Here is a 13,532-nt window from a genome sequence, read left to right as displayed (position 1 = left end):
ACTCTGGTCACCATGCCTTCGGAGTCGCGAACGCTCTGACACCGAGCCGACCCGGCTGATCGCGATCTGCATCGCGGTCGTGGGCACGATCTGCCTGATCCTCGACGGAGCCGACGGCCGCATCGCCCGGCGCCTCGGTGAGACCAGCAGCTTCGGCGGCTGGTGGGTCGTCCTGATCGGCCTGCTCCGCTACCTGTACCTGCTCGCGGCAGCGATCCTCCCTGCGCTCCGAGCACCGTTGCCGTTCAGCCAGGTACGTTGAGTGATCGGGCTCAGCCAAGCGATCATCCTCGTGCTCTGCGTCCTGCTGGCCGGCGTAACCTCCAGCAGGTGGCTCGCACTCCTTCCAGCCATCGCCCTACTCGCACTCAGCTGGTCCTTCGGCCGCGACGCCTGGGGACAACTCGTCAGCGCGAGACGCTGATCCCATCGATCAGGAAGCTCGTCGCGGCCGCGTCATCCTCGGTGCTGGTCCACTGCAGCGTCACGGTCCGGCCGCGGTACGGCGTGAGGTCCACGGACTGCTCGACGTACTTCGGACCGCTCTGCGCAGCCGTGTAAGTGCGGACCGGATGGCCGTCGACGGTCAATCGGAGGATGTCGCGGTTCGAGGTGTCGGCACTGTCGACCCGCAGTGCGAACCGCAGCCTGGGCCGACCGATGAACGGGACGGTGATGCGCTGGCTCAGCGAGTCGGTGTGGGTCGTGCCGTAACCGCCGAGCCACGCGTAGCCCAGACCGTCGTCGGCGTACTGACCGTCGGTCCGGAGCACGTCCGCGGTCTGCGACCAGCCGCCGGTGCCGGACTCGAGGTCGCCGTTGACGACGCCGCGCGAACCCTCACGGGTGCTGACCGCCCAGTTGATCACGGTGTTGCCTTGGGCACCGGTCGAGTCGGTCGCGGTCACGGTCACCGAGTGGGTCTGTGGTTGCGTCGGACGGCCGTAGATGATGCCGGTCGTGGCGTTGATGTGCAGGCCCGGCGGCAGGTCCGTCGCGGCGAAGTGGACCAGCCGGTGGCCGGAGTCGGTCGCCCGGACCGGGAGCAGGACGAGGTCACCGACGGCGCTGGACTGCTGCGCCGGTGTGTTCACCGTGATCCGGTTCGACTTCGCCGGTGACGTGAGTGCCTGGGTGCCGATCGGCGTACCGAGTCCGGTCGGGCCGTCCCAGCCGGCCTGCGCCGTACAGAGCGGTGCAGACCCGCACCCGCCGTTGTTGCCTTTGACAACGTCGTTGAGATTGCCGGTCCGGGCGTACGGGTAGCTCGCCGGGGACGAGGCCGGTGCCGGATCGCCGGCGAGTGCGTACGTCGCGGCGATGATCGGGGCAGCCGCGCTGGTTCCGCCGTACACGGCCCAGCCGTCGCCGCCGGTGGTCTGGTAGACCGCGACGCCGTTCGACGGGTCGGCGATCGCGGAGACATCCGCGACCGCACGCTTCGGGCAGACCGCGGCCGGGATGACGGACTGCCAGGCGGGCTTGGTCACCTCGCCGGAGCAGCCCGAGCCGGTGCCGTCGCCCGGGAAGCTGTTCCACACCGACTCGCTCCAGCCGCGGGGCGAGTCGTCCTTGACCAGCGTCGTACCGCCGACGGCTGTGGTCGACGCCGAGCTCGCGGGGTACGACGTGCCGGCCTCGTAGTCGCTGTCCCCGGTCGAGGCCGCGTACACGACGCCGTGCGGGCGGAAGTACTCCCGGTCGAGGTCGGCGAGGTTGCCGGTCTCCGATCCGCCCCAGCTCAGTGAGACGAACTTCGCGCCGAGCTGCCCCGCGGTCCGGACCGCGGTCAGCAGGTCGTCGGTCGGCGAGTTCGCCTCGATCAGCGTGATCGCGCACTGCGGGCAGACCGCGGACACCATGTCGAGGTCGAGCGAGATCTCACCGGCCCACGAGTGCGACGGTGCCGGCAGTGGGCTCGGTCGGCCGTCCTGATTGAGCTTCTGGAAGCAGCCGTTCGCGGTCGTGCAGGGCGGCAGCCCGTACTGCTGCCGGTAGACAGCGAGGTCGGACTCCGCCGTCGGGCTGTCGTACGCGTCGACGATGTACACCCGCTGCCCCTGCCCGGCGCCCGTCGGCAAGCGGTACGCCGACTGGAGGTCGCCGGGACTGTAGCCGGCCGGCGTCTCGGTCGCCGAGCGCGACCGGAAGCCGAGGTCCGTACGTCGTTGCGCGAAGCACCTGAAGCTCCCCGGCTCCACCTTCTGGTCGCAGTTGGCCTCGACCGCCGGCGTCTCCTCGACGTTCTTGCTGGTCACCGTCTTCGCTGCCGGCAGCGACGCCTGCTGCCAGGACTGGCCGGCATCGCGAGTCACCCAGAGCCGGGACTGCTGACCGTAGATCGCCTGCCCCTCGATCATCCAGGCGGTGGCCGGGTTCTGGAAGACCAGGTTGTGCAGGACCTCGCCGCCGTTCTCGAGCCAGGTGGTGTCGAGCCGCCACGACTTCGACAGGGCCGGGCGGCTGTACACCTGACTGGCGGTGAGGGTCGGCACCATCACGGTGCCGTCGGGCGCGACAGTGAGCTCGTTGGCCAGGCCACGGTCTCCGGGAAGTTCGTCGTACCGGAAGGTCCTGCCGCCGTCACCGGAGGACATCAGCGTCTTCACCGAGTGGCCCTGGCCGTAGAACGCCATGCACAGCACGAAGACGCGATCGGCTCCGTTGGACGTGAAGCCGGTGATCGTCGCCTCGTCCTGGTCCGCGCAGGTGGCCGGGTCGGTCGCACGGACCTTGCCCTGCCGCAGGGTGGTCAGCCGTCCCGCCACCCCGGCGCCGGCCGAAGCCAGCAGGTAGACCGTGGAGCCGTTCGCCGTGAGCCAGGTGTGGTCGCCCGCCGCTACCGGTACGTCGATCAGCTGCCAGCCGGTCGACTTCCCGGCCGGTGCCCGCCAGACCTTGAGCGGCCGGTCGTCGCAGACACCGCTACCGATCGGGCAGCCACTGGTAACGACGTACGTCCCGTCGGCCGAGGCGAGGAACTGCACCACTCTCGCGTCGCCGCCGGGTACCGCGACCTTGGTCCAGGTCCGGCCGCCGTCCCTGGTGTTCTCGAGGTACGGGTCGTAGGCCCACCCGTTCTTGCGGTCCAGGAACTGCAGGCTGGAGATGCCGGGCTCGCCACTGCGGGCGAGCTCGTTGTGGGTATGTCCCACTGTGGTCCAGGTCTTGCCGCCGTCCTGGGTGGCCTGCACCTCGGCTGGACAGGTCGCCGTACCGCAGTCGACGCCGCCGAGCAGATAGCCGTCGGTCGGGGTCGGCCAGACGATCGACTGGGGCGCGAACGCCGGCGCGGCGGCCCCTTCCGCGGTCCCGGCTGCTGGCGTGGTCGCTCCGATGCCGACGAGAAGTGCGGTGACAAGTGCCCCGATCAGGGCGATCGCGGAACGACCGGCATGCAGACGCACTGTTCACTCCTCGGACGACGACAGCTTCCTGGCACACGCTAAGCCCAGACTCGGCCGCCAGGGCGCCGGATCCGGCCATCTGCCCATCCCGGCCAAACTCGGTCGAACTACGCTCGGCCCGTGGCCGATTGGGAAGCGGTGGGGCTGTCCGCGTTCGACGCACAGGTGTATCGGCAGTTGCTGCGGGATCCGGGCGTCCCGGCGCGGCAACTAGCCGAGTCTTTGGAGCTGCCGCCGGCAACTGTCGAGGAGGCTGTCGCCCGGCTGGCCGAGGCGGGGCTGGTGCGCAGCGGTTCAGAGGCCGCGCCGGCGCCGGTCGATCCACGGTCCGGGCTCGGCATGCTGGTGCGGGAACGCCGGGCGGCGCTGGACGGCGTGGCGGCGATGACCGACCAGTTGGCGCGCGAGTTCAGCGCCGGGCAGTTGCAGGCGGAGCCGAGCCGCCTGATCGAGATCGCCGTCGGACGGGACGCGATCGAGGCGCGCATCGACGACATGTTGCGTGGGGCAACCGTGCAGGCGGTCGGCACCGACACCCCGCCGTACGTCGCGGACGGTAGCCATCAGGTGTCCAGTGCGGAGCTGGCGTTGCTGGAGCGTGGTGTGAAGTTCCGCGCGATCTATGCGGCCGAGGTACTGGATCATCCCGGCTGGGTCGCTCGGTTGAGGTCGATGGCCGAGCGGGGTGAGCAGTCCAGGGTGCTTCCGCAGGTGCCGGTGAAGCTGCTGATCGTGGACGGGACGACCGCGATCCTGCCGCTCGCCGGCGACGGACCGTCGCGGCCGGGTCAGGCGCGGGCAGTGGTGGTCACGGACTCGGCGCTGACGAGCGCACTGCAGGTCCTGTTCGACCAGCTGTGGGGACAGGCGACGCCGTTGCGGCTGACGGAGTCCGCCGGCGCTGATCCGGTCACGACCCTGATCAACCTGCTCGCGAGCGGGATGAAGGACGAGGCGATCGCGCGGCAGTTGGGCGTCAGTGGGCGGACGCTACGGCGGCGGATCTCCCAGGTTCAGGATCAGCTCGGCGCCACCAGCCGGTTCCAGGCCGGTCTGCAAGCCGGGCGCAACGGCTGGCAGGGAGAGGGCGTCTGAGACTCAGTTGCGGACGTGGATCTTGTCAGCGGTGATGCGGATGACGATGCGGATCACCTCGGGTGGCAGGTCGACGTACTCCTGGCCGGCGCCTTCGCCTTCGTACTTCTCGGCGAGTTGCTGGGCGAGTTCGCGGTCGACGTCGGGCGAGACGGCCGCGGAGCCGCGGATCTCGACGTACCGCAGGGGCTCGTCCTTGTCGATGACGAGCACACTCACCCGCGGATCCCGCCGTACGTTCCGGTCCTTCTTGCGGCCTTGTCCGCTCGAGATCAGTACGTCGTCACCGTCGCGGCCGACCCACACCACCGACGTCTGCGGACTCCCATCCGGATTCGTCGTGGCCAGCACAGCCGGATTGTCCGCATCGATCAACGCCCGCGCGACCTCGTTCAACTCCATGGCCCCACCCTAGAGACAGAATCGGTTCAATGACGGCGATCGAGGTCAACGGGGTCAGGCTCGAGTACGACGAGGTGGGACGTGGGCCGGCGGTGGTGTTCTCGCATGCTGGGATCGCGGATCGGCGGATGTGGATGCATCAGGTGGAGCGGTTTTCGGCTGCCCATCGGGTGATCACCTACGACTGGCGTGGGTACGGCGAATCGGGCGATGCCGAGGGTTCGTTCGCGCCCTACAAGGATCTGCTCGGCCTGATGGACGCGTTGGATGTCGAGGAGGCGACCCTGGTCGGCTCGTCGATGGGCGGGTCGTACTCGCTCGAGGTCGCGCTGGCTGAACCTTCGCGAGTCACGGGGCTGACGTTGATCTGTTCGGGGCTGTCCGGTCATCTGTGGCCGGAGGAGATGAACGAGTACGTGAAGGCGCATGTCCGCTCGTCGGTCCCGGCCGAGCGCCTCGCCCGGTATCGCGGCGGCCGGAACGAGTACGTCGATCCTGACGACGTCGACGCGATGGCTCGGGCGCAGGCCGAGTTCATCGTCGCCGGTCCCCACCGGCCGTCGTCCGCTGTTGATCCGCAGGTCTGGGAGTTCGCACTGTCGATGCTGCGGGGTGTGTTCGAGCGGAGTTGGCGCGGCCCGGTGATCACGGAGTTGGCCCTCGACCCTCCGCCGGGCGAGCGGCTGGGTGAGATCCAGGTGCCGACCGTCGTGATCAACGGCTTGGAAGACCCGCCCTGGATCCAGGCCGTCTCGGATCTGATCAGTGATCGAATCCCTGGCGCACGACGTGCCGACCTCGCCGGCACCGGTCATCTGCCGCCGCTCGAGCGGCCGGCCGAGGTCAATCAGATCCTCCAGGACCTGCTGCGTCACTGATGGTTCGCGGCACGAACTTCCGTGGACGCGAATGCTATCTTGGCAGCGTGGCGAAGAATGAGGACGGCAAGATCGGAGTGGTGGCCGGACTCGTCCGGTCGGCGTTCCTGGTGAATGCGGTGTACGCCGAGGCGAGTCGTGAACGCGGCCTCACCCCGCAGCAGGGGCAACTGCTCTGCGTCCTGATGGCCCAGCCGTACGGGATGGGTGAGCTCGGCACGATGCTCGGCCTGGCCAAGTCCAGCATGACCGGCCTGGTCGACCGCACCGTACGCAACGGCCTGGTACGCCGCGAGCCGGATCCACGTGACACCAGGGCCGTCCGTGTCGCGCTGACTCCACGCGGCCAGGACGTTGCGGAAGAGTTCTACGCCGAGACGTGCCGGCGGATCGACCGGTTGCCGGACGGCCTGAGCGTCGCGGAGCGCGAGACGCTCGCCGGCCTGCTCGGCCGCGTCGTGCTGGACAACGAAGTGCCGGTCGTCTTCATGGAACAAGCCTGAATTCCTCGCTGATGGGTTGCAGTTCGTAGTACGAACTAATATGGTTCGTACTACGAACAAGTTCGATGCGTCCACGCATCGGCCGTCATGTGAGGAAAATCCATCATGTCCGATCTCATCGCTGTCACCGGCGCGACCGGCGCGCTCGGCACCCTGATCATTGATCAACTGCTCGCCCGGGTCCCGGCCGAGCGCATCGTCGCCATCGCCAGGAACCCGGCCAAGGCGGCCGCACTGGAAGCGAAGAACGTCCAGGTCCGGATCGCCGACCACGACGACCGTGCAGCGGTCGACGCCGCCCTCGACGGGGTCGACGTCGCGCTGCTGATCTCGGGGAACGAGTTCGGCAAGCGGATGGTCCAGCACGAGAACGTGATCCGTGCGGCCCAGCAGGCCGGCGTCTCCCGGATCGTCTACACGAGCGCGGCGCACGCCGACACCAGCCCGACGTTCATCGTGACCGAGCACAAGGCCACCGAGCAGTTGATCCGCGAGTCCGGTCTGACCTACACGATGCTGCGGATGAACTCGTACCACGAGAACTACGTCCCGTTCCTGACGTCGGCGCCCGAGACCGGCGTGATGATCGGCAGTGTGCACGAGGGCCGGGTGGCCAGTGCCGATCACCTCGACTACGCCGAGGCGACCGCGGTCGTGCTGACCACCGAGGGCCACGACAACGTGGCTTACGAACTGGCCGGTGACACCGCATGGGGCTATCCCGACCTGGCGGCGGCCATCGCGGAGGTGAGTGGCAAGCCTGTCGTCTATCAGGACCTGTCCTCGGAGGAGCACGCTGAGGCGCTGCGAGCCAACGGTGTCGACGAGCAGACCGTCAGTTTCCTGGTTCAGTTGGACAAGGACGTCTCCAATGGTGTGTCAGCAGACGCGACCGGTGAGCTGCACAAGCTGATCGGCCGGCCCACCATCTCGCTGGTCGACGGTCTGCGCGCCATCGCCGCCCGGACGTGAGGAATGGTTGCCGCAGGCAAAGGGGCGTACTGCGAGCTGACCGCCGGTCTCACCTAGGGTCGTGGCCATGAAACGAGCGATTGTGTGGGTCCTGTCGGTCGCCGGCCTGGCCGCCGTTCTCTGGCTGCTGATCGGCGCGCCCGACTCGGGCAGCGAGAACACCTGGGCCAGCCTCGGCGGCGGACCGCGGACCGAATGCAAGTCGGCGCTGACGACGGATGCCATTCCGGTTCACGGCGTCGTCGATCCGACCGCGGTGGAAACCTGCAAGGCCGGCCAGGTGAGCCGCTTGGCCTGGGCCGTGCTGATCGCGATGCCGACCACGGTCCTGACCTCGATCGCCGTACGTCGCTGGAATTCGTAGCCGCGGCCAGTTCTGGCCGTGGCCAGATCAGGCCACGAAGCATGCTGGACACCCCCACGCGGCGCTGACAACACTGCTGGACGTCGTGCCGGGACGGTGAGGATTCCGGGGCGCACCATCCTGGGGAGGGTTCCGCATGCACCCTGTGGTCTCTGGATCCGGACGACGCCGGACTGCGGCCGGCGTCGTCCTGGCCATGCTGGCCGGGCTGCTGATGCTGCCGGCCGGGACGGCGGGCGCGGCACCGCCACCGGTGCCCTGGCAGGACAAGGTGTCGGCCGGCCTGCGGGCCGGACTCGTCGCCGGCCAGACGAGTGACTTCATGGTCCGGTTCGCCGACCGTGCCGATCTGAGCAAGGCGGCCACGATCAAGGACTGGAAGCAACGCGGCGAGTACGTCGTCCGGCAGTTGCAACAGGCCGCCGCCAAGGGGCAGCGCGACGCCCGTGCGGCGCTCGATGCCGCTGGCAACGACTACACGCCGTTCTGGATCACCGACGCCCTGTTGGTGAAGGGCGGCTCCGCGGCGCTGGCGCAGTCGCTGGCGGCCAGGCCCGAGGTCGTGGGTCTGCAGGAGGCCCCGGCGTACGACCTGACCGAGCCGGCGCCGGTCGCCGAGCCGAAGGCGGCGGCGGCGGTCGAGTGGGGTCTGGCGGACATCGAGGCGGACAAGGTCTGGTCGGAACTGGACGATCGTGGCCAGGGCATCGTCGTCGGCAGTATCGACACCGGCGTCCAGTTCGATCACCCGGCGCTGGTGGACTCCTACCGCGGCACGGTGAGCCCGGGGGTCTTCGACCACGACTACAACTGGTTCGACCCGTCCCAGGTCTGCCCGTCGGCCGCGCCCTGCGACAACATCTGGCACGGCACCCACACCATGGGCACGATGGTCGGCGGTGACGGCCCACGCGGGAAGATCGGCGTCGCGCCGGACGCGCGGTGGATCGCCGCGAAGGGCTGCGAGGATGAGGAGCGTGGGTGCTCCCTGAGCGCACTACTCGCCTCCGGCCAGTGGATGCTCGCCCCGACCGACCTCTCGGGCGCCAACCCGCGGGCCGACCTGCGGCCGAATGTCCTCAACAACTCGTGGGGCGACGACAACCGTGACGTCGAGGACCCGTTCTACGACGACGTGATCGCGGCGTGGAACGCCTCCGGCATCTTCGCGGTCTTCTCGAACGGGAACGACGGCCGGGCCGGCTGTGACACCACAGCCTCGCCGGCCGACGGCGGATCGACGTACGCGGTCGGCGGGTACGACGAGTCCGGCGTGATCGGTGACTTCTCCGGCCGTGGACCGGGTGCGTCCGGCCGGATCAAGCCGGACATCGCCGCCCCCGGGGTCGCCGTCGGCTCGTCGGTTCCGGGCGGCGCGTTCGGCACCGGCACGGGTACGTCGATGGCCTCGCCGCACCTCTCGGGCACGGTCGCGCTGATGTGGTCCGCGGCGCCGTCCCTGATCGGGGATATCGACGGCACGCGTGAACTGCTGAACCAGACCGCGATCGACACCGGTGACCTGTCCTGTGGCGGCACCGTCCAGCGGAACAACACGTTCGGAGAGGGCCGCCTCAACGCCCTCGCGGCGGTCGAGGCGTCGCCGCGGGGCAACACCGGGACACTGGCCGGACGGATCACTGACAGTGCCGGGAAGCCCGTGGCCGGCGCGACGGTGGCCGCCACCGCCGCGGAGTACGAGCGACGGACGACGACCGCGACCGATGGCAGCTTCGAGGTCCGGGTGAGCACCGGGACGTATCACCTGGCGGTCTCAGCCTTCGGGTTCGAGAACGCGACCGCGGACGACGCCGTGGTGGCGAAGGACCAGCGGACGGTGCGCGATGTCACGCTCACCCAGGTGCCGATGGCAACGGTCAGCGGCAGGGTCACCGACGGCTCCGGTCACGGCTGGCCGCTGTACGCCGCGCTCACCGTGGCCGGGACGCCGCTCGCGCCGATCCACACGTCACCGGTCGACGGTTCGTACCGCCTCCAGTTGCCGGTGCGGTCGACGTACCGCATCGAGTTGGATCCGGATCCAGCCGGCTACCAGGCGATGACCCGCAAGGTCGTCGTCCAGGGTGATCAGTCGGTGGACTTCGCCGTACCTGTGATCGCGGCTCCGTGTACGGCGCCCGGCTACCGCGGCGAGCACCAGGGCCTCGGCGAATCGTTCGACGGTCCGTCGATCCCGGCCGGCTGGACGCAGGACCTGGTGCTCGGCGACGGCTGGGAGTTCGACGACCCGGGTCAGAACACGAACCTGACCGGCGGCTCCGGTGGTTTCGCGAGCATCGACAGCGGCTCGGGGAAGAGACTGGAGGACTCGCGGCTGATCTCGCCCGCCGTCGACCTGAGTGCGCTGGACCAGCCGGTGATCGCGTTCCGAACCGATGTGCTCGGCAGCCGGGCCGCGGTCGAGGTCGACCTGTCCGTCGACGACGGTGCGACCTGGACCAGCGTATGGCACCAGAACGGGAGCCTGCGCGGTCCGCGACCGATCCAGGTCCCGATCCCCGCGGCCGCTGGGCACGACAAGGTTCGGGCCCGGTTCCGGTACAGCACCGAGGTCTCCGGGAACGGCTGGCTGCAGCTCGACGACGTGGTGATCGGGATGACCAAGTGCGCTCCGGTCGCCGGCGGTCTCGTCCTCGGCAACGTGACGGATGACAGATTCGGCCGCGCGGTCGACGATGCGACCGTGCAGAATCTCTCCCGTCCCGCCGATGTCGCGACCGCGCGACGGACTCCGGCCGATCCGAACCTCGGCGACGGCTTCTACTGGATGTTCGCACCGGCCGGTCGGCAGCGGTTCAGTGCGCAGTACGACGCCGGGCAGTACGAGGCCAGGACGCGGACCGTCGATGTACGACCGGACATGGTGGTGCGGGCCGACTTCGCGCTCGGTATGGCCGAGCTGAAGGTGACCGCGAGCGACCTGACCCAGTCGGTCCGGATCGGCGACCGGCGGACGATCGAGCTGACGGTGAAGAACGTCGGGACCGGACGGGCGACGTACGAGTTGACGCCGTTCGAGGACAAGCCGGACACGAAGGCGGCAGCCGTCTCCACCGTTGCGGAGCGGCGGTACCTGAGCCTGGACGGCGGCGGTCCGATGCAGGCGGCCGGTCAAACGGCGGCGTCCCGGACGGCGGGTGCGAAGATCGCGCCCTGGCAGCAGGAGACCAACCTGCCGGAGGGCGATTTCGACGCCCTGGCGGCATACCACGACGGGAAGCTGTACAAGATCGGCGGCGTCGCCGACCTGAGTCACACCGAACAACGCAACTACGTCTACGACCTGAAGACGAAGACCTGGCAGGAGATCGCACCGACCACCGATGCGCTCGAGCGGCCTGCCGGTGGGTTCGTCGGCGACAAGCTGTACGTCGTCGGTGGCTGGCCGCGTGGGGGTGCCCCGGCCGCCGGGCTGAGGATCTACGACCCCGCGACCGACAAGTGGTCGTCCGGACCAGACGCCCCGATCGGCACGGCCGCGGCCGCATCCGCCGTCCTGGGCGGCAAGCTCTACGTCATCGGCGGGCGTACGAACGCCGACGACACGGCAAGCCGCGCTGTGATGGTCTACGACCCGGCCTCGAAGCGGTGGACGCGGGCGGCGGACTATCCGGAGCCGGTGTCCTGGCAGCACTGCGGCGCCATCGGTGCACGCATCTACTGCGCCGGAGGGCAGAACGGGGGCATCGATCAAGGGCTCCGGACGGCGTACAGCTACAACCCGGTGACGAACCGGTGGCTGCGCCTGAGCGATGTGCCGACAACGGTCTGGGGTGCCGCGTACTCCGCTGCCAACGGTGAGCTCCTGCTCTCGGGTGGGACGGTGGCCGGCTATCGAAGCAACCTGGGCTTCGCCTACAGCCCTGCCTCGGACACCTGGAGGTCGTTGCCGAACTCGCAGTTCGCGGTGACCCGGGTCGCCGGCGCGTGCGGATTCTTCAAGGTGGGCGGAGCGGAGGGGATCCTCGGTGCCAAGCCGTACGTCGAGCAACTCGCCGGCAACGACCAGTGTGCGCCCGGCGGCCGGGACGTGCCGTGGCTGAAGGCCGACAAGCCGGTCGGCACCCTCGCACCGGGCCAGTCGACACGAATCCGGATCACTCTCGACGCCGGGACACCTGCGACGAGCCAGCCGCGCGAGGTCAGCGCACGGCTGCTGCTGATGGAGGACACGCCGTTCCGGAACGCACCGCTGACCGTGACGATGGATGCGGTCGCGCGGCCCGACTGGGGCCGGATCACCGGCACGGTCACCGGTAAGGATCGGTGCACCGGACAGACCTCCGCCCTGCCTGGAGCAGCCGTCACGCTCGGCACGAGACACAGCGCGGTGCATCTCGTCGCGGACGAGGACGGACGGTACGCGTACTGGCTGAAGGCGGACGAGCATGTCCTGGTGAGTGCGGCGACACCCGGCTGGCTGCCAGCGGCGGACGTCGTCAAGGTGCGGCCGAAGCAGACGACAACCGGAGACCTCCGGTTGGCCAAGGCAGGACCTTGCTCGGTCCTGCCGGGCGGGTAGGCACCGGACCGTGCAATCACCATGGAAGGACGCGGCGGCGAACCTGGCCATCCTCGGCGTCGGGGAGCTCGGGGAACGGGCCTACCGGATCCTGCTGCGCTCACCGGGACTCACGGTGACCGGGCTGGCGGATCGAATCGGTTCGCCGGCCGCCCGGGTCCGTCGCGTGGTGACCGTGCTCGAGCAGTCGGGCCTGGTCACCCGGTCACCGCTGCCGACGCCGCGATTGTTGCCGGTGGCACCGGATGCCGCGATCGAGGCACTGGTCCGCCGGCAGGAGTCCGAGCTGGAGCGGGTCCGGGCGCTGGCCGCGTCCTGGGTCCCGGAGTTCCGCTCCGGAGGCAACGCCGCGCCGACCGAGCTGATCGAGGTGGTCACCGGGGCCGACACGGTCCTGAGCCGCTTCGACCAGCTGCAGCGCGGGGCGATGGAGGAGGTGCAGGTGCTCGACACCCCGCCGTACGCAGGTGACGCGGGGCCGATCACGAACGACGCGGAGTTCGAGGTGCTGGCCAGAGGGGTGACCTGCCGGGCGATCTACGCCCGGGCCGCACTGGAACAGTCGCCGAACGCGGTCACCGCGATCCTGCGGTACGTCGCCGCCGGCGAGCAGGCCCGGGTCACCTCGGAGCTGCCACTGAAGCTGGCCACCTTCGACCGCAAGGTGGCCTTCATCCCGCAGTCGATCGCGCAGCGGGACATCGCGGGAGCGATCGTGGTGCACCCGTGCAGCCTGCTCGACGTCCTGCTGTTCGTCTTCGACCAGCTCTGGGCGGAGGCCACGCCGCTGACCGCGGCGGAGCCGCTGCGCTCGACCGAGCAGGACGGCGCCGCCGAACCGAGTGAGAACGACCGGCGGGTCCTGGCTCTGCTGGCCGGCGGGCTGAAGAACGAGGCCATCGCGCACCACCTCGGCTGGAGCCATCGCACCACCAGGCGGCGGATCGCCACGCTGATGGCGGCGCTGGGAGCCGACACGAGATTCCAGGCCGGGCTCTACGCCGCCCGCGCGGGGTGGCTGTGATCAGCTGGTCAGGCCGGCTGTTTCTGGGCGGCCAGGATTGCGTCGAGCAGGCCGGGGAAGGCCTGGTCCAGGTCGGCGCGGCGGAGTGAGTTCATCCGCAGGGTGCCGACGTAGTACTGCCGGATCAGGCCGGCCTCGCGCAGCACGCCGAAGTGATGGGTCGCGGTCGCCTTGCCGACCGGGAGGTCGAAGCCGCCGCACTTGATATCCGCGCCGAGCGCGTCGAGTTGCGTCACGATGCTGCGCCGGACCGGGTCGACCAAGGCTTCCAGCACCCGCTGGACGTCGAAGTCGGAGACCTCCGGGTGCTGCGGCGTACGTCCCATGGGATCAATAGTATGATC

At 69.4% G+C, this 13,532-nt stretch carries 11 protein-coding genes; 8 read left to right on the top strand and 3 right to left on the bottom strand.

Annotated features, from left to right (window positions below; all coding sequences use genetic code 11):
• The first annotated feature begins 79 nt into the window (after positions 1-79).
• On the top strand, positions 80-262 hold the full coding sequence (locus E0H75_RS43265; protein WP_165554159.1) for a CDP-alcohol phosphatidyltransferase family protein: 183 nt from the start codon (positions 80-82) through the stop codon (positions 260-262).
• Between the two features lie 145 nt (positions 263-407).
• Here E0H75_RS43265 and E0H75_RS31565 read toward each other — a convergent pair whose 3' ends face one another.
• A complete protein-coding gene (locus E0H75_RS31565) occupies positions 408-3,407 on the bottom strand; it encodes a putative Ig domain-containing protein (RefSeq protein WP_131517361.1) in 3,000 nt (999 codons plus the stop codon).
• Positions 3,408-3,527: 120 nt separating this feature from the next.
• Here E0H75_RS31565 and E0H75_RS31560 point away from each other — a divergent pair, with 120 nt between their 5' ends.
• Positions 3,528-4,502 carry a winged helix-turn-helix transcriptional regulator gene (locus tag E0H75_RS31560; protein ID WP_131517360.1) on the top strand — a complete coding sequence of 325 codons (975 nt, stop codon included), beginning with the start codon at positions 3,528-3,530 and terminating at the stop codon, positions 4,500-4,502.
• Positions 4,503-4,505: 3 nt separating this feature from the next.
• On the opposite strand, the gene E0H75_RS31555 is transcribed toward E0H75_RS31560, so the two are convergent.
• Positions 4,506-4,904, bottom strand: a complete 399-nt coding sequence (locus tag E0H75_RS31555; RefSeq protein ID WP_131517359.1) for a PPOX class F420-dependent oxidoreductase — start codon at positions 4,902-4,904, stop codon at positions 4,506-4,508.
• 29 nt (positions 4,905-4,933) lie between these two features.
• Between E0H75_RS31555 and E0H75_RS31550 the strand changes: the two genes are divergently transcribed.
• From E0H75_RS31550 to E0H75_RS31525, 6 genes are all read left to right on the top strand, one after another.
• A complete protein-coding gene (locus E0H75_RS31550) occupies positions 4,934-5,782 on the top strand; it encodes an alpha/beta fold hydrolase (protein ID WP_131517358.1) in 849 nt (282 codons plus the stop codon).
• A gap of 47 nt (positions 5,783-5,829) precedes the next feature.
• Positions 5,830-6,285, top strand: coding sequence for a MarR family winged helix-turn-helix transcriptional regulator (locus tag E0H75_RS31545; protein ID WP_131517357.1), 456 nt, complete (start codon positions 5,830-5,832; stop codon positions 6,283-6,285).
• Between the two features lie 105 nt (positions 6,286-6,390).
• Entirely contained in the window at positions 6,391-7,257 is an 867-nt protein-coding gene (locus E0H75_RS31540; protein ID WP_131517356.1) for an SDR family oxidoreductase, read from the top strand.
• A gap of 67 nt (positions 7,258-7,324) precedes the next feature.
• The gene (locus tag E0H75_RS31535) at positions 7,325-7,621 is read left to right on the top strand and encodes a hypothetical protein (protein ID WP_131517355.1); all 297 of its coding nucleotides are present in this window, start codon (positions 7,325-7,327) and stop codon (positions 7,619-7,621) included.
• A gap of 136 nt (positions 7,622-7,757) precedes the next feature.
• Positions 7,758-12,164, top strand: a complete 4,407-nt coding sequence (locus E0H75_RS31530) for a S8 family serine peptidase (protein WP_131517354.1) — start codon at positions 7,758-7,760, stop codon at positions 12,162-12,164.
• Positions 12,165-12,174: 10 nt separating this feature from the next.
• On the top strand, positions 12,175-13,188 hold the full coding sequence (locus E0H75_RS31525) for a helix-turn-helix transcriptional regulator (protein ID WP_165554157.1): 1,014 nt from the start codon (positions 12,175-12,177) through the stop codon (positions 13,186-13,188).
• A gap of 8 nt (positions 13,189-13,196) precedes the next feature.
• Here E0H75_RS31525 and E0H75_RS31520 read toward each other — a convergent pair whose 3' ends face one another.
• A complete protein-coding gene (locus tag E0H75_RS31520; RefSeq protein WP_131517352.1) occupies positions 13,197-13,514 on the bottom strand; it encodes an ArsR/SmtB family transcription factor in 318 nt (105 codons plus the stop codon).
• Positions 13,515-13,532: the final 18 nt, after the last annotated feature.

This window comes from Kribbella capetownensis, from assembly GCF_004331485.1.
In the GTDB taxonomy this organism is placed as follows: Bacteria; Actinomycetota; Actinomycetes; order Propionibacteriales; family Kribbellaceae; genus Kribbella; species Kribbella capetownensis.
The sequence above is the reverse complement of the archived record's forward strand: the minus strand, read 5'-3'. Positions and strand labels throughout refer to the sequence as shown.

Bases quoted from the DNA above. Each gene is read 5' to 3' on its own strand.
- E0H75_RS31555 (WP_131517359.1), bottom strand. From the start codon at position 4,904: ATGGAGTTGAACGAGGTCGCGCGGGCGTTGATCGATGCGGACAATCCG.
- E0H75_RS31520 (WP_131517352.1), bottom strand. From the start codon at position 13,514: ATGGGACGTACGCCGCAGCACCCGGAGGTCTCCGACTTCGACGTCCAG.
- E0H75_RS31540 (WP_131517356.1), top strand. From the start codon at position 6,391: ATGTCCGATCTCATCGCTGTCACCGGCGCGACCGGCGCGCTCGGCACC.
- E0H75_RS31535 (WP_131517355.1), top strand. From the start codon at position 7,325: ATGAAACGAGCGATTGTGTGGGTCCTGTCGGTCGCCGGCCTGGCCGCC.
- E0H75_RS31550 (WP_131517358.1), top strand. From the start codon at position 4,934: ATGACGGCGATCGAGGTCAACGGGGTCAGGCTCGAGTACGACGAGGTG.
- E0H75_RS31530 (WP_131517354.1), top strand. From the start codon at position 7,758: ATGCACCCTGTGGTCTCTGGATCCGGACGACGCCGGACTGCGGCCGGC.